Raw genomic sequence first — 15,333 nt, 5'->3', positions numbered from 1 at the left:
CGTCTTTGGTCAGTAGACGCCCGTCCGGCCGCCGGAAGCCGAGGGTGTCCCGCCCCGCGGCCCATGCCGGGGCGGAACGAGCCGCACTCCGTGGCCCATGCCGTGATCCGAGCGGGGATCCGGTGCGGGCCGGAGCCGAAATCCCCCTGGGAGCCGCATGCCCCCGACGTCCGTCCCGGCCACCGACACGGCGAACACCTCCGATGTCGCGCCGGACCGTCCCATGCCCACCGCCCCGGGCCGAACGGGCGGCGGCGCCCGGTGGTTCGCCCGCGCGTTCCGCCGACGCGCGCCGCGTCCCGCCGACCTGATCGTCATGCTCGTGCCGACCCTCGTCCTCGCGGCGGCGGGCTGGCACCGGCGGTGGATGACCGACGACGGCCTGATCTTCACCCGGGTGGTCCGCCAGATCGCCGCGGGCAACGGCCCGGTCTACAGCATCGGGGAGCGCGCCGAGACCTCGACGAGCACCGCGTGGCAGTGGGTGCTGGTGGCCTTTCACGTGGTCAGCCCGCTCCCGCCCGCCGAGACCGCGGTTTATCTCGGACTCGCGCTGTCCATCGCGGGGTTCTGGATCGCCCTGGACGCCACCCGGCGCCTGCACCGCTCGCTGAGCGGCAAGCGCTTCCTGCTGCCCGCCGGCGCCCTGGTGTTCGTCGCGGTGCCGGTGAACTGGGACTTCCTCAGCGCGGGCATGGAAATGGGCCTGGTCCTCTTCTGGATGGCGGTGTCCTGGGCGCTGCTCGTCACGGCGTGGGCCGCCCCGGTCGGCGGGATGAGCACGCGGCGCCTCCTGGCCACGTCGTTCTGGTTCGGGCTCGGTCCGATGATGCGGCCGGACCTCGTCCTGACCTCGGTGGTGCTGCTCGCCGCGCTGGCGGTGCTGGCCGGCGCGCGTTGGCGCCGACTGGTGGCCATGGCGGCCGTCGCGGGCGCGCTGCCGGTCGCGTACGAGATCTTCCGCATGGGCTACTACGGCCTGGTCTTCCCGATGCCGGCGCTCACCAAAGAGGCCGGGGACTCGCTGTGGGAGCGCGGCCGGGACTACATCCTCGACTACGAGCGGCCGTACCACCTGTGGATTCCCGCGCTGCTGCTGCTCGTCGCAGCGGTGCGCGGTGCCGTCCTGCTGGGCCGCCGCCGGGACGCCAACCGCACCTGGCTGCTCTTCGCCGCCCCGCTGGTCGCGGCGTTCGTGCAGACCCTGTACCTCGCCAAGGTCGGCGGGGACTTCATGCACGGGCGGCTGATGATGCCGATCATGTTCCTGGTGCTGTTGCCACTGATGCTCGTGCCGTTCGACAAACTGTCGGCGCCGCTGATCGCGGCCGTCGCGGCCTGGGCGGTGTTCTGCGCCGTGGACCTGCGCAGCGAGATGGTGACGACGCTGTCGCAGCCGCGCGACGGCCAGCCTCCGGCGAACCAGACGTGGAACGAACGCCTCGTCTATGTCCGGGACACCGGCCACAAGAACCCGGTCAGCTCCCAGGCCCACATCGGCTACCTGCGCAAGTCGTATTCCCTGGTGGTGCGCGCCGACGCGGCCGGGAAGCGCGTGCTCTACCTGGACTACGGCTACGGCCGGGCATACGGGCAGCCGCCGGACTTCTCGCTGCCGCTGCGCCCCGACCTGCCGAACGACGTCGCCCTCGTCATCGGACGCCTCGGGCTCGGCGGCGCGATCGTGCCGCTGGACGGCATGGTCGCCGACCTGTGGGGGCTCTCCAGCACGATCGGCTCGCACATCGAGCAGACGGACTTCGTCGCGGCCGGTCACCAGAAGCTGCTGCCGCCCGCGTGGAACATCGCGTTGTACGTGGACCCGGCGGCATTCGAGGACGTGCCGGCGCGCCTCGCCACGCAGGAGTCCATCCGGGCCGCGTACCGCACGCTGGGCTGCGGGAAGGTCGCCGAGCTCATCGACTCGGTGACGGAGCCGATGAGCTGGAACCGGTTCTGGAACAACCTGACCGGGGCGTACGACCGGACCAAGCTGCGCATCCCGTCCGATCCGATCGAGGCCGAACGCAAGTTCTGCGGGGAGACGTGACACCCCGAACTTCGGCATCGTCGCGGCGAGTTCGTGAAGTCTGTGAAGAGGCTCGGGAGTTCCCTGACGGCGGGCCGGGGCAGGTTCGGTCCGTCCGCGAACCCGCGGCGGCCGCTCAGGACTTGAGGACGTCGTCCAGGCTCCGGGCGAGGTCGTCGAGAGCCTCGTCGGCCGCTCCGAGCAGCCCCGCGCCGATCTGGAAGACGTGCCACAGGTCGGGGTAGTCGGTGTGGTCGACGGCGACCCCGTGGGCGGCCGCGCGGTCGGCGAACGCGACGCCTTCGGGGGCGAGGATGTCGTCGGTGCCGCACTGCACGATCGTCGGCGGCAGGCCGGTGAGGTCGGCGGTGCGGGCGGGGGCGAGGGTTTCGCGGTCGACGCCGTTCGCGTACCACTCGGCGCAGCAGGTCAGCCAGGACGGCCGCAGGACGGGGTCGCGGTGGTGGTGCGGCTCGTAAGGCCAGGGGCGCAGGGGGTCGAGCCAGGGCGAGACCAGGACCATCGCGTCGGGGAGCCGGTCGCCGGGGTGCCGGTCGCCGGTGTGCCCGCCGCCGCGCGCGGCCAGGCCGAGGGCGGTGGTGAGCGCGAGCCCGCCGCCGGCCGAGTCGCCGGCGACCACCAGCGGGGTGCCGGGCGGCGTGACCGCGGCGAGGGCGCGCCAGGCGGCGAGGGTGTCGTCCAGCGCCGCGGGGTACGGGTGTTCGGGGGCGCGGCGGTAGTCGAGCAGGTAGACGGTGCTGCGGGTGGCCCGGGCGAGATGCGCGCCCCACGAGAGATGCGACCGCGACGAGCCCACGGCGTACCCGCCGCCGTGCAGGTAGAGGATCGTGCGTTCGGGCGTGTGCGGCCCGACGGCGATGCGCCGGGCGGGAACGCCGCCCGGTGAGCGGCGCAGCACGTGGGTTCCGGTCGGCAGGGGACCGGAGTTGGCGTCGACGCGGGCCCGCTGCACGGCGACCGGGACGCCGGGGTGCAGGAACGGCCGGATGGTACGGCGGGCGAGACTGCGGGCCAGGGGAACGGTGAGCTGGGGCACGGCGGTCCTCCTTGAGGCTGCGTCCGCGGCTGCGTCGCTGTGCGGCGTTCCGTTGTGGCGTTCCGTTGTGGCGTTCCTGTGCGGCGTGACCGTGCGGCGTTCCTGTGCGGCGCGACCGGGGCGGCGCAGGTGTGCGGCGTTCGTGGGCTGCTGTGCCGCGTCGGCGTGCTGCGTCGCTCGGGCCGGGCCCGCTCCACCTACGTTGGCACTCGGCGCGGCGGCTGACCAGATCCGGCACGGGCCGGGCCATTGATCTTCCACGTTGTCCGGCTTGCGGCTACCTTGCGTGCGTCAGCGGGAGCACCGCGGGCGGGCACCTCGGGCGTCCGCGCGCCGCACCCACGAACGCGCACCCGAGCGCGCACAACGAGCACAGCGGGGAGAACGCATGGCCAGCCGGTGGTCCGTCACCATGAACGACCTGGTCCGGCGGCGGGTGGGCGACACGTCCACAGGCGTGCGGTACGGCGAGGAGTCGTGGACCTGGGACGAGCACGTGCGCCTGTCCGCGCAGCGCGCCGCGTTCCTGGAGTCCCGGCGCGATCCGCAGAAGCCCTTCCATGTCGGCGTGATGCTGGAGAACGTCCCCGAGTTCTCGTTCCTGCTGGCCGCAGCGGCGGTGTCGGGCGCGGTCGTGGTCGGCCTCAACCCGACGCGCCAGGGCAGCGAGTTGGCCCGCGACGTCGAGCACACCGGCTGCACCCTGCTGATCACCGGCGACGCGCACGCCGCGCAGCTTGCCGAGGCGGTGCCGGACTTCCCGGCCGAGAACGTATGGAACGTCGACTCCGCCGCGTGGGCGGACGCGCTCGCCCCGTTCGAGGGCGCGGAGCTGCCGGCCGACGCGCCCGCGCCGGACGACCCGTTCATGCTCATCCTGACCTCCGGCACGACCGGGCACCCGAAGGCCGTCATCTGCTCGCAGGGCAAGATCGCCTCGCAGGGCGGATCGGTCGTGGCGATGCAGCAGCTCGGCGGCGAGGACGTGGCGTACTGCGCGATGCCGCTGTTCCACTCCAACGCGATGATCACCTGCTGGACCCCGGCGGTGGCGTCCGGTGCCGCACTGGTGCTGCGGCGCCGCTTCTCGGCCTCGGGGTTCCTGCCGGACGTACGCAAATACGGTGTGACGTACGCCAATTACGTCGGCAAGCCGCTGTCCTACATCCTCGCGACCCCGGAGCGTCCCGACGACGCCGACAGCACCCTGACGCGGGTCTTCGGCAACGAGGGCGGGCCGCAGGACGTCGAGCGGTTCGCGCGGCGGTTCGGGTGCAGCGTGCGGGACGGGTTCGGGTCGACCGAGGGCGGCCTGTCGTTCGTCCCGGTACCGGGCATGCCGCCCGGGGCCCTGGGCACCGCGAGCGGCGACATCCGGGTGCTGAACCCGGACACGCGCGAGGAGTGCGCGACGGCGCGGTTCGACGCGGACGGACGCCTGCTCAACGCCGACGAGGCGGTCGGCGAACTGGTGAACCTGGACGGCGCGGGCTCGTTCGAGGGCTACTGGAACAACGACGCGGCGACCGCCGACCGGCTGCGGGACGGGTGGTACTGGAGCGGCGACCTGGCGTACCGCGACGCCAAGGGCATGTTCTTCTTCGCGGGCCGCAGCGGGGAGTGGGTCCGGGTGGGCGGCGAGAACTTCGGCTCGGCGCCCGTCGCGCGGATCCTCGCCCGGCACCCGGACGTGGTGCTGGTGTCGGTGTACGGCGTCCCCGACGAGGCCGCCGGGGACCAGACGATGGCGGCGCTCGTGCTGCGCGAGGGTGCCGAATTCGACCCGGACGGGTTCGCCGCGTGGCAGGCGGAGCAGCCGGACCTGTCGCCGACGTGGCGACCGCGCTATGTGCGCGTGGCGCGTGAGCTGCCGCACACGCAGACCAACAAGGTGCTGGTACGGGTGCTCGCGCGGGAGGCGTGGTACCCGGGCAACGGCGACGCGCTGTGGTTCCGGCCGGGGAAGGACGGGGCGTACCAGCCCTTCACCGAGGCGGACGTCAAGGCGTTGGAGAGCCGCTTCGCGGAGCACGGCCGGGCACACGTCCTGGATCTGCTGGACCGTCCGTAGCGGAGGCGGCGGTGCCCGCGGCGGCCGGCCCCATGGCGGTCGCGGTGGTCGCGGGCACGGTGGCCGGGGGCACGGCGGTCGCGGGCATCGCGGTCGCGGGCACGGCGGTCGCCGGCACGGCTTCGACGGGGATCGGGGCCGCCGCGCCGGCTGCCGCGGCGGAGGCGGCGGCCGCGCGCAGTGCCATCCGGCTGCGCCGTGCCTGGCGGAGCGCGTCGAAGGTCAGCACCGCGAGCGCCGCCCAGATCAGTCCGAATCCGGCCCAGCGGGACGCCGGCATCGCCTCGTGGTACACCCACACGCCCACGGCGAACTGGAGGACCGGGCCCAGGTATTGCAGCATCCCGATGGTCGACAGCGGGATGCGCACGGTCGCCGCGCCGAAGCACAGCAGCGGTATCGCGGTCACCACGCCGGTGCCGATCAGCAGCAGGGTGTGGCCGAACGACACGGTCCCGAGCGTGCCCTCGCCGGTCCAGGCGAGGTACGCGAGGTACCCGGCGGTCGGCAGGAACATCACCGCGGTCTCGGCGGTCAGCGACTGGGTGGGGGCCAGGCCGACGGTCTTCTTGACGTACCCGTAGATCGTGAAGCTGGTGGCGAGCACCAGGGCGAGCCACGGGAGCCGTCCGTACGCCACGGTCAGCACCAGCACGGCGGCGACTCCGAGCCCCGCCGCGACCCACTGCGCGGCGCGCAGCCGCTCGCCGAGCACCAGCACGCCGATCGCGATGAAGGCGAGCGGGTTGATGAAGTAGCCGAGCGAGGTCTCGACGACCTGGTCGCTGTTGACGCCCCAGATGTACAGGCCCCAGTTGGTCGTGATGACCACGCCGGCGACCGTGATCTTGGCGAGCCGTGCGGGGTGCCGCAGCAGGTCGCGGATCCAGGACCAGTGCCGCAGTACGGCCAGCACCAGGAGCATGAAGACCAGCGACCAGACCATGCGGTGGGCCAGGATCTCGACCGCGCCGGCCGGCTTGAGGTGCGGCCAGTACAGCGGGAAGAGCCCCCACATCACGTACGCCGCCACGCCCATCCACAGGCCCCGCCGCTGCTCCGCAGTCTCCCGCAAATCGCCCACGGGCGGACCCTAGCCGCGGATCGCGGCAAGTGTCCCGGGCCAATTCCGCCCCGGTGGATCGCGCGGACCGTCCAACCGGATGCCCGAGCCCGACAGTGAAGGGCCTGTCGCCGCCCGTGACCAACGCCTGCGTATGTCGCGAAATCGTTATATGACGACCCGTCAGATTAGTGGCCGATCGAGTTAGGTTGACCGGATCCACCACTCCGGTTGCCTAGCAAGGCCGGGTCCCCTGAACTGCCCGGCGGTCGGTCGCTGAACAGCCCGACCCGGGCCGCCGACACAGCGCCAGGAGCAGTTTTGCGTTTTGAACGACTCCGTACCCCCCGCAAGATGGCCGCGGTCGCCGGTGCCGCCGCCATCGCCCTCACGATGTCCGCATGCGGCGGCGGTGACGACGACAAGGACTCCGGCGGCTCGGGTGGCGGCGGCAGTGCGGCCCCCGGGGGTGCCGGCAGCAGCGGCGACCTGACCGTGCTGATCACCCAGGAGACCCGCGGCGTCGACCCCGCGATCGCGACCATCTCGTCGGTCAACGGCGGGACCCAGGCCGCGGCGGTCTTCGACGTGCTCTTCTGGATCAACCCGAAGACCGGCAAGGTCGAGCCGCAGCTCGCCGAGTCGGCGAGCGCGTCCGAGGACGGCACGGTCTGGACCCTCAAGCTGCGCCCGAACGTGAAGTTCACGGACGGCACGCCGCTCGACGCCGAGGCCGTGAAGTTCAACTGGGAGCGCCACCAGGACCCGGAGGCCAAGTCGGTCGCCGCGCTGGCGGCCAAGGACCTCAAGTTCGACGTGGTGGACCCGCTGACCCTCAAGGTCACGCTGCCCGCCCCGAACATCCACTTCGACCAGATGATCGCGCACAACCTGGCGTTCATCGGGTCGCCCACGGCGATCAAGGCCGACCCGAAGGGCTTCGCGCTCAAGCCGGTCGGCGCGGGTCCGTTCAAGCTCAAGACGTGGGTGCGCGACAGCGCCATGACCCTTGAGCGCAACACGGACTACTGGAACAAGGACCGCCCGCTCCTCAAGTCGGTCACCTTCAAGCCGGTGCCCGACCAGAACCAGCGCCTCAACTCGCTGGCCAGCGGGCAGGCCGACCTGGTCACCACGATCAACTTCAAGATCGTGAACGACGCCAAGGAAAAGGGTCTGACCGTCGCCTACGCGGAGAAGAACGGCGGCTTCATGACCATGTTCAAGACGGACCGGGCGCCGTTCAACGACCCGCGGGCGCGCCGCGCGTACGCGCTGATCATGGACGCCGAGAACCGCAACAAGCTGATCCAGGGACCGCAGGGCGCGGGCCAGACGTTGAGCACGTTCCTCCAGCCCAACTCGCCGTACGTGAACCCCGACGCCAAGATGCCGACGCAGAACAAGGCCGAGGCGCAGGCGCTGCTGGACCAGCTCGCCGCCGAGGGCAAGCCGCTGTCCTTCACCTACACCACGAACGACAGCCCGGCCGCGCGCCGGTCGGCGGAGTACTGGCAGACGCAGCTCCAGGGCATGCGCAACATCGAGATGAAGACCGAGTTCCTGAACGGGGCGCTCTACGGCTCGAAGGTCATGATCCAGCGTGACTTCCAGGCCGCCGAGTTCAACGTCTTCTTCGACGACCCGGAGCCGCTGTTCTACAACATCCTGCACTCGAAGGGCGCGGAGAACCGCACCGGCTACAGCAGCCCGGTCGTGGACGCGGCGCTCGACAAGGCGCGCAACACGAACGACGAGAACGTGCGCAAGGAGCAGTACGGGATCGTGCAGGCCGAGATCGTCAAGGACCTGCCGTTCTGGTCCTACGAGAAGGGCTTCATGGCCGCGATCCAGGGCAAGAAGGGCAAGGTCGACGGGCTGGAGCTGTTCGAGGACGGCCTGATCCTGTTCGACCGCGTCAGTGTGAGCTGACCGGCTGACAGTGCGTCGGCCCGATCCCGCGTGGTCGGGCCGACGCCGGGCCGGTCGTGAGGTCGGCTGCTGAAACAGCGTCAAGAACGGGCGGCGGCCGGGCTCCTGCTCCCCGGCCGCCGCCCGTCGCCGCTCAGACCGAGCGCGCCCGGATGAACAGCCCCTCGGCGTCCGCGACCAGGACGCCGTCGGCGTACGAGCGGGCCTCCACCCACGCCTTGCGGCCCTCCACGCGGACGACCTCCGCCTCGTAGTCGATGCGTTCGAACAGCGGCGTGCCGCGCTTCAGACGCACCGTCAGGTACGCGGTCATGCCGAGCGCCCCGGCGCCGGACTGCGCGACCCCCATGACCTCGTCGAAGGCGGCGCACACGTAGCCGCCGTGCACGCGGCCGATCGGGCCCTCGTACGCCGCCCCGAAGACCGCGTGCGCACGGATCACCGGCCCGTCCGCCACCAGCTCCATCGGCGGCGCCAGCGGGTTCGCCGCGCCCACGAACGGGCTGCGCTCGTGCAGTTGCAGGTCGTCGAAACCCGGCTCCCGGTCGTTCGTCGAGGCCATCGCGGAGATCCGGGCTGCCAGATCTGATACATCGTCAGCTACGCTCTTGAGCGCGTCCGCGTCGCCTTCCGGGTCGACCAGCTTGACCGCCTCGACCAGGCGGCGGGTGGCCTCGGCCAGGTCGTGGCGCGCCGCGCGGCCCGCGCTGCCCGGTGCGGGACGTGGCGTCCAGGTGCTGCGCAGCTCCGCCAGGACGTCGGCGGGCACCTCGGGTACCCCCGAGGCGGCCGCGGGCGTCTCGTCGGGCAGCGGTTGGATCGTGGACATGGCGACCCCCAGGTCGTTCTCGGTCTGGCACCGGCGCGGGCGTCCTCCGGGGGCGGCGGCGCGGTTGCGGTGTCGGTCACAGAGGCGGCCGATCATTGCACGGAAACGAAAACAAGTTCTAGTTTGTGAGCGCTGCCGGTCACCCGGAGCGCATCACGGACTCGATCACCACACCAGGGAGGAGACGTCATGCCCATCGACGTCGCAGTGGCCACCGGCGCCGAGCCCCGCAAGGGCGAGATCAGCTGGACGCACAAGGATGTGATCCTCTACCACCTGGGCGTGGGTGCGGGCACCCCGGCGACCGGCGCGGACGAACTGCGCTACACGTACGAGAAGAACCTCCAGGTGCTGCCGACCTTCGCCACGGTCGCCGGTACCAAGGTCGGCGGCAGCCTCTCCGCGCTGCCGGGCATCGACATCAACCTCGCGGCCGTGCTGCACGGCGGCCAGGAGGTCGTGATCCACAACCCGTTGCCGGCCAAGGCGAAGAACATCCAGGCCACCAGCCGCATCGCGGACGTCTGGGACAAGGGCAAGGCCGCCGTCATCGTCCTGGAGTCGTCCGCGACCCTTGAGGACGGCACGCCGCTGTACGACTCGCGCTCCGAGATCTTCGTGCGCGGCGAGGGCGGCTTCGGCGGCGAGCGCGGCCCGGTGACCAAGATCGACGTCCCGGAGCGCGACGCGGACCACGTGGTCGAGGTCGCGACCCGCGAGGACCAGGCCCTCCTGTACCGCCTCTCCGGCGACTGGAACCCCCTCCACGCCGACCCGGAGTTCGCCAAGCGCGCCGGGTTCGACACCCCGATCCTGCACGGCCTGTGCTCGTACGGCCTGACCCTCAAGGCAGTCGTCGACAGCGTCCTCGGCGGCGACGTCTCCCGCGTCAAGCGCTACCGCACCAAGTTCGCCGGCATCTTCTTCCCCGGCGAGACCATGCGCATCCGCGTGTGGGACGAGGGCGGCCAGCTCATCGTCCAGACCTCCTCGGCCGACCGCGACGACGCCATCGTCCTCTCGGACACGGTCGTCGAGTACTCGGACTGACCGCGCGGCAACTCCGGCCGACCTTGACGTGACCGGCTTTTGACGTACCGTCACCGTCACACTGTCAACGTCACTGCCACCCCGCGCCCGCAACGCGGCGAGGTGGGTCCCTCCCCGACCGGGGGAGGACCCACCTTTCTCGTTTTACGGCCTCCGACGGAACACGCCGTCCAACCGCCCACCCGGCCGCCTACGGGGCTGCCTCCCGTCGACTGCCTACCGGGTCACCCCAACCTCCGCCGGGCCGCTCAACGATCGCCGGAGACGGCAGCGGGCGGGCCGCCGTTCCCGTACGCCGGCGCGTCCGGCGCGTGGCGATCATCCATGGCTCCGCCCGGTGCGCGGGGGTCGGCTGAGGGGGCGGTGCAGCGTGCGGGAGTTGCGCAAGGGCGAGAACACGCCGGTGGCCGATGCCGGGCAGTTGGTGTCCATGCTGGCCGGAGTCGATGAGGAGCCGGGTGTCCGCCCGGGTCTGAGCGCACTGGTTCTGCACGACGACCGGGCGGCGGCCGAGCAGGAGTTGCTGTCCCGCGACGCACCTGTCGGCGCGGAGGGTGCCGTGTGCTGCGTTCTCCGCGGTGACACCGTTGTCTCGGTGTCGGTTCATCCGGGCCGACTGAGCGGGGACGTCGAACGCATTCTGGTGGTCGGCTCCCTCGACGACGGGACGATGCTCGCGGCCGCAACTGGACTCCGGCTGACGGTCGCCGACGCCTCGGGCGGCTTGATCGCCGGGACGGCCGTCGATGTCGCAGGTGGTGAATCCGCCGTTGTGCTGGCCGAGTTGTACCGCAACAAAGGAGCCTGGAAGCTCCGTGCGATAAGTCAGGGGTACGCCTCCGGGCTTGCCGGGCTCCTTCGGGACCGGGGCGTGAGCACCGAGCCGTCGACTGGGAATCCGATACCGCAGAATTCCGCGCGAGTCGTGTCATTGCTCAAACACCATGAACTGGATGCCGCGCCGATTCGCGTGACCTTGGTCATCCACCACTGGCCTGAACTTGAGCCGCTGTTCGAGCAGGGCGTCATCCGCGAAATGGTCGACCGGGTGTCCGCCCTGGCGCGCGTGTGATCCGTCACACGCCATAGATGTGTGGATCTGCGGGGACGATGTGGCGCTGCTGCCTCCGATGTCCCCGCGCGAGGTGGACTTCTGGTGGAAGCAGTGGTTCCCGGTGTTGGTCTCGGGTGAGGTCCCGCCCGTGGGCGGGCCGCAACCCGCGCCCGTCCGCATCGACTTCTACTCGCCCGACGGGCTCCCGCACGATCCGGATCCCCGGCGCGCGGTACGGCACGAGCCGTATTTTTCGGGGAGCAGCGGACTCGGCGCGGTGCCGAGTGTGACCGCCCGCCATGTCGACTCCGGCGCCGACCGGGGGCTGGTGTTCGTGCTCACTCCCGGGTACATCGAGTTCGCGGCGTGGTGGACCGCCTTCCAGGCCGCTCACCGAGTGTGACCGGTTCGGCGTCCCATACCGGGTCGCAACCCGCCGAGCACACGTCGGCGGACCGTCCGTGAGATGCCCGCGACCCTGTCCGGGCCTTCCAAAGCAGTCCAAAGCACCCCGAGGGCTTCAGCAGATGTGCTCTGGCGTATAGCTTGACCTTGTCATCGACCTTGTCGGAAACGAGAACGGGTTATATTTTCGCGGGCGTCGGCGACGGCACCCCGACCGGGCCCGACCGGGGCCACGGCGACCTCATGGGCACGGCTAGGACGAGGAGCAGCATCATGCGCGCAGCCATCCTGCACGAGACCGGACAGGACAAGCTTGAGGTCCGCGACGACGTCGAGGCCGTCGGCATGGGTCCGGGCCGCGTCCGGGTCAAGCTGCATGTGACCGGCGTGTGCCACTCCGACCTCTCCGCGATGACCGGCATCCTGCCGCAGCCCGCGCCCTTCGTGCCGGGGCACGAGGGCGCCGGCGAGGTCGTCGAGGTCGGCGACGACGTCACCACGGTCGCGGTCGGCGACAAGGTCATCGTGTGCTGGGCACCGCCCTGCGGCACCTGCAACTTCTGCACCGGCGGCCAGTCGAACCTGTGCCTGTCGGGCTTCATGAACGCGGGCACCCAGAACTTCACCTTCGGCGGCACCCCGTCGTTCGGCATGACCGGCACCGGGACCTTCGCCGAGGAGGTCGTGGTCGCCGCGCCGTGCGCCGTCAAGGTGCCGGACGACGTCCCGTACGAGATCGCCTCGCTCATCGGCTGCGGCGTCACCACCGGCATGGGCGCGGTGTTCAACAGCGCCAGGATCGAGCCGGGCATGAGCACCGCGGTCATCGGCGCCGGCGGCGTCGGCATCGCCGTCATCCAGGCGCTGCGCGCGAGCGGCGCGTCGGAGATCGTCGCGATCGACCCGGCGACCAGCAAGCACTCGTGGGCCAAGCAGTTCGGCGCCACGCACACCGCGACCCCGGACGAGGCCGCCGCGCTCAAGCAGGAGCTGACCGCGGGCCAGGGCTTCGACGCCGTCTTCGAGGTGGTCGGCAAGTCGTTCACGGTGCGCAGCGCGTACGACCTGACCCGCCGCGGCGGCCAGGTCGTCGTGGTGGGCGCCGGGGCCATGGACGACAACGTGCAGTTCAACATGTTCGAGCTGTTCTTCGACCAGAAGCAGATCATCGGCAGCATCTACGGCGGCGGCGACATCGTGCGCGAGTACAACCGCATCATCCGCCTGTGGCGGGCCGGCCGCATCGACCTCGAAAGCATGATCACCCACCGCGTCGGCATCGCCGACATCAACCAGGCCTTCGAGCTGATGCGCAGCGGCGAGTCGATCCGCACCATCGTCACGCTCGCCTGATCCGACCCGCAGCCGGCGGGCCGGGCCCGGTACGCGAAGCCGCGGCCCGGCCCCGCCGGTGACCACCCCGCACACCCCTGGAGAGCAGCACATGACCACGTCCCTCGCAGGCAAGGTTGCCGTCATCACCGGCGCCGGCGGCGGTCTCGGCCGCGCCGAGGCACTCGAACTGGCCAAGCAGGGAGCGAAGGTCGTCGTCAACGACTTCGCCCCCGAGGGTGCCCCGAACCCGGCCCAGGCCGTGGTGGACGAGATCGTCGCGGGCGGCGGCGAGGCCGTCGCGCACCGCGGCGACATGTCGCAGTTCGAGGTCGGCGGCGAACTGGTCCGGCTCGCGATCGACACGTACGGCTCGATCGACATCCTCGTCAACAACGCGGGTGTGCTGCGCGACCGCATGCTGTTCTCCATGACCGAGGCCGAATGGGACCTGGTCCTCGCGGTGCACGCCAAGGGCACCTTCAACACGTCGCACCACGCCGCCAAGTACTGGCGCGACAAGTCCAAGGCCGAGGGCGGCCCGGTGTACGCACGCGTCATCAACACCGCCTCGGAGGCCTTCCTCGCGGGCTCGCCCGGCCAGCCGAACTACGCCGCCGCCAAGTCGGCCATCGTCGGCCTGACCATGAGCACCGCGAACGGCTGCCACCGCTACGGCATCCGCGCCAACGCGATCGCGCCGCGCGCGCTCACCAACATGACCAGCAACGTCTTCAACCCGAAGGACGGGCTCGCGGACGGCGAACTCGACCCGCTGGCGCCCGAGCACGTCGCGCCGCTCGTCGCGTTCCTCGCCAGTCCGGCCGCGGAGAACATCTCGGGCCAGGTCTTCGTGGTGCACGGCGGCTTCGTCGCGGTCGTCGAACGCCCCACTCTCCAGGCGAAGTTCGACTCGAAGCAGGAGACCTTCACGCCGGAGGAGCTGGAGTCGGTCCTGGTGCCGCACTACGCGGACAAGAAGCTCAACCAGGGCTACTCGGCGACCGACCTGCTGTTCCTCAAGCGCGAGCGCTGACCGCCCGCTTGGTCGCCGTCGTGCGTACGGCGCGCCCGGTCCGCCCGGGCGCGCCGCACCGCGCGGCAATGTCGACACGTGTCACCGGGCGGTCGTCCGGGCTCCGCACGAACCGCCCGCCCACCGCCGCCAATTGACCGGCCGCACCACCGCGGCCCGCCGAACCGCCGGACCCGGGCCGCCTCATCCGTCGGGCCCGACCCCACGAACCATGAAAGGGGCGCCGCGTGCTCACTCCCGCGGACGACTTCCCGATCCACCAGACCCCCGAGCCCGTGGCCCACCCGGGCACCTCGGACCGCAACGCGTACGACCGCTACTGGTTCAACGGCTACGACCGCGACGGCGCCTTCTACTTCGCGTTCGCGCACGGCCTCTACCCGAACCGCTTCGTCGCCGACGCGCACTTCACGGTGAGCGTGGACGGTGTGCAGCACAGCCTGCACGCGTCCCGCCGCGCCGCGCAGGACCGCTTCGACCTGACGGTGGGCCCGCTGGGCATCGAGGTCGTCGAACCGCTCAAGGTCCTGCGCATCTACGCGACCGACAACGAGACCGGTCTCACCTGTGACCTGACCTTCACGGCCCGCGCCGCCGTGATCGAGGAACCGCGCGTCACCACGCGCAACGGCCACCACGTCATCATGGACGCCACCCGACTCACCCAACTGGGCGTCTGGTCCGGCACCATCACGCTGCCGGGCGGCCGCGAGATCGCCGTCGACCCGGCCACCACCCTTGCCACCCGCGACCGTTCGTGGGGCATCCGGCCGGTCGGCGAGCGCGACGCGGGCGCACCCAAGCCGTTCAACCCGATGATGTGGCTGTGGGCGCCCATCCACTGGGAGAACGAGGTCACGCTCTGGGGCTCATTCGAGCGCGCCGACGGCGAGATGTACCAGAAGGACGGCCACCGCATGGCCGCGCAGCCGCTCGGCACCGTGCCGGACACCGCCGCGCTGGCCGTCCCGACGGACGGCTCGGACGCCATCGGCTACACCGAACTCCACCCGGTGCGGCACGAGTTGACGTTCGTGCCCGGGACACGCCGGGTGGCCGGGGGGACGATGCACCTGGCCGACGCGGACGGCAAGGAGTTCGCGTACCGCATCGAACCGATGGGCACGCGCGGCTTCCTCGCCGGGCTCGGCTACCTGCACAGCAAGTGGGCGCACGGCGTGTGGCAGGGCGAACTCGCCGTCGAGGGCGAGAGCTGGGTCGTGGACGAGGTCGATCCGCTGGCCTTCGACCGGCAGCACCAGCAGCAGGTCATCCGGGTCACGGAGATCGGCGGCGAGGGGCGCGTCGGCGTGGGTGTGCTGGAGCAGATCGTCTTCGGGCCGCACGAGCGGTACGGCTTCCAGGAGATCCTGGACGGCGCCACCGAGACGGGGCTCGGCGCGGGCGCGGTCGAGTAGCCGTCCGGACGTATGCACGCGGGGACTTCGGCGGGGCGCGGCCCGGACTCCGGGCCG

Annotated in this window: 12 protein-coding genes; 9 read left to right on the top strand and 3 right to left on the bottom strand. The window is 71.2% G+C overall.

Annotated features, from left to right (window positions below; genetic code table 11):
* Positions 1–157 precede the first annotated feature (157 nt).
* Positions 158–2,050, top strand: coding sequence for a hypothetical protein (locus ACRX5S_RS11840; RefSeq protein ID WP_436772831.1), 1,893 nt, complete (start codon positions 158–160; stop codon positions 2,048–2,050).
* A gap of 115 nt (positions 2,051–2,165) precedes the next feature.
* On the opposite strand, the gene ACRX5S_RS11835 is transcribed toward ACRX5S_RS11840, so the two are convergent.
* Positions 2,166–3,086 (bottom strand): alpha/beta hydrolase, encoded by a 921-nt coding sequence (locus tag ACRX5S_RS11835; protein WP_436772830.1) that lies wholly within the window; start codon positions 3,084–3,086, stop codon positions 2,166–2,168.
* A 388-nt stretch (positions 3,087–3,474) separates the two neighbouring features.
* Between ACRX5S_RS11835 and ACRX5S_RS11830 the strand changes: the two genes are divergently transcribed.
* Entirely contained in the window at positions 3,475–5,157 is a 1,683-nt protein-coding gene (locus ACRX5S_RS11830; protein ID WP_436772829.1) for a long-chain-fatty-acid--CoA ligase, read from the top strand.
* Here ACRX5S_RS11830 and rarD read toward each other — a convergent pair.
* A complete protein-coding gene (gene rarD / locus ACRX5S_RS11825) occupies positions 5,087–6,196 on the bottom strand; it encodes an EamA family transporter RarD (RefSeq protein WP_436773199.1) in 1,110 nt (369 codons plus the stop codon). The two genes, ACRX5S_RS11830 and rarD, sit on opposite strands and share 71 nt — an antisense overlap.
* A gap of 378 nt (positions 6,197–6,574) precedes the next feature.
* On the opposite strand from rarD, the gene ACRX5S_RS11820 reads away from it, so the two are divergent.
* Positions 6,575–8,152: an ABC transporter substrate-binding protein gene (locus ACRX5S_RS11820; protein ID WP_436772828.1), complete on the top strand. Its 1,578-nt coding sequence runs from the start codon at positions 6,575–6,577 to the stop codon at positions 8,150–8,152.
* Positions 8,153–8,285: 133 nt separating this feature from the next.
* Here the strand turns inward: ACRX5S_RS11820 and ACRX5S_RS11815 are convergent, their stop codons facing one another.
* Positions 8,286–8,981: a PaaI family thioesterase gene (locus ACRX5S_RS11815; protein ID WP_436772827.1), complete on the bottom strand. Its 696-nt coding sequence runs from the start codon at positions 8,979–8,981 to the stop codon at positions 8,286–8,288.
* A gap of 189 nt (positions 8,982–9,170) precedes the next feature.
* Here ACRX5S_RS11815 and ACRX5S_RS11810 point away from each other — a divergent pair, with 189 nt between their 5' ends.
* The 6 genes from ACRX5S_RS11810 (at position 9,171) to ACRX5S_RS11785 (ending at position 15,276) form a co-directional block, all read left to right on the top strand.
* Positions 9,171–10,031 (top strand): MaoC/PaaZ C-terminal domain-containing protein, encoded by an 861-nt coding sequence (locus ACRX5S_RS11810; RefSeq protein ID WP_436772826.1) that lies wholly within the window; start codon positions 9,171–9,173, stop codon positions 10,029–10,031.
* Positions 10,032–10,401: 370 nt separating this feature from the next.
* Positions 10,402–11,103, top strand: a complete 702-nt coding sequence (locus ACRX5S_RS11805; protein WP_436772825.1) for a TerD family protein — start codon at positions 10,402–10,404, stop codon at positions 11,101–11,103.
* Positions 11,104–11,161: 58 nt separating this feature from the next.
* Positions 11,162–11,488: a hypothetical protein gene (locus ACRX5S_RS11800; protein ID WP_436772824.1), complete on the top strand. Its 327-nt coding sequence runs from the start codon at positions 11,162–11,164 to the stop codon at positions 11,486–11,488.
* A 275-nt stretch (positions 11,489–11,763) separates the two neighbouring features.
* Positions 11,764–12,843 carry a Zn-dependent alcohol dehydrogenase gene (locus tag ACRX5S_RS11795; protein WP_436772823.1) on the top strand — a complete coding sequence of 360 codons (1,080 nt, stop codon included), beginning with the start codon at positions 11,764–11,766 and terminating at the stop codon, positions 12,841–12,843.
* Between the two features lie 91 nt (positions 12,844–12,934).
* A complete protein-coding gene (locus ACRX5S_RS11790) occupies positions 12,935–13,858 on the top strand; it encodes a 3-oxoacyl-ACP reductase (protein WP_436772822.1) in 924 nt (307 codons plus the stop codon).
* Positions 13,859–14,085: 227 nt separating this feature from the next.
* Positions 14,086–15,276: a hypothetical protein gene (locus ACRX5S_RS11785; protein WP_436772821.1), complete on the top strand. Its 1,191-nt coding sequence runs from the start codon at positions 14,086–14,088 to the stop codon at positions 15,274–15,276.
* Positions 15,277–15,333: the final 57 nt, after the last annotated feature.

This window comes from Yinghuangia sp. YIM S09857 (assembly GCF_051388915.1).
Classification (GTDB): Bacteria; Actinomycetota; Actinomycetes; order Streptomycetales; family Streptomycetaceae; genus Yinghuangia.
This window is presented reverse-complemented; position numbering and strand designations above follow the sequence as displayed.

Excerpts from the sequence above, each read along its gene's own strand:
- ACRX5S_RS11840 (WP_436772831.1), top strand. The coding sequence starts at position 158 with ATGCCCCCGACGTCCGTCCCGGCCACCGACACGGCGAACACCTCCGAT.
- ACRX5S_RS11830 (WP_436772829.1), top strand. The coding sequence starts at position 3,475 with ATGGCCAGCCGGTGGTCCGTCACCATGAACGACCTGGTCCGGCGGCGG.
- rarD (WP_436773199.1), bottom strand. The coding sequence starts at position 6,196 with ATGGGCGTGGCGGCGTACGTGATGTGGGGGCTCTTCCCGCTGTACTGG.
- ACRX5S_RS11820 (WP_436772828.1), top strand. The coding sequence starts at position 6,575 with ATGGCCGCGGTCGCCGGTGCCGCCGCCATCGCCCTCACGATGTCCGCA.
- ACRX5S_RS11815 (WP_436772827.1), bottom strand. The coding sequence starts at position 8,981 with ATGTCCACGATCCAACCGCTGCCCGACGAGACGCCCGCGGCCGCCTCG.
- ACRX5S_RS11810 (WP_436772826.1), top strand. The coding sequence starts at position 9,171 with ATGCCCATCGACGTCGCAGTGGCCACCGGCGCCGAGCCCCGCAAGGGC.
- ACRX5S_RS11800 (WP_436772824.1), top strand. The coding sequence starts at position 11,162 with ATGTCCCCGCGCGAGGTGGACTTCTGGTGGAAGCAGTGGTTCCCGGTG.
- ACRX5S_RS11795 (WP_436772823.1), top strand. The coding sequence starts at position 11,764 with ATGCGCGCAGCCATCCTGCACGAGACCGGACAGGACAAGCTTGAGGTC.
- ACRX5S_RS11790 (WP_436772822.1), top strand. The coding sequence starts at position 12,935 with ATGACCACGTCCCTCGCAGGCAAGGTTGCCGTCATCACCGGCGCCGGC.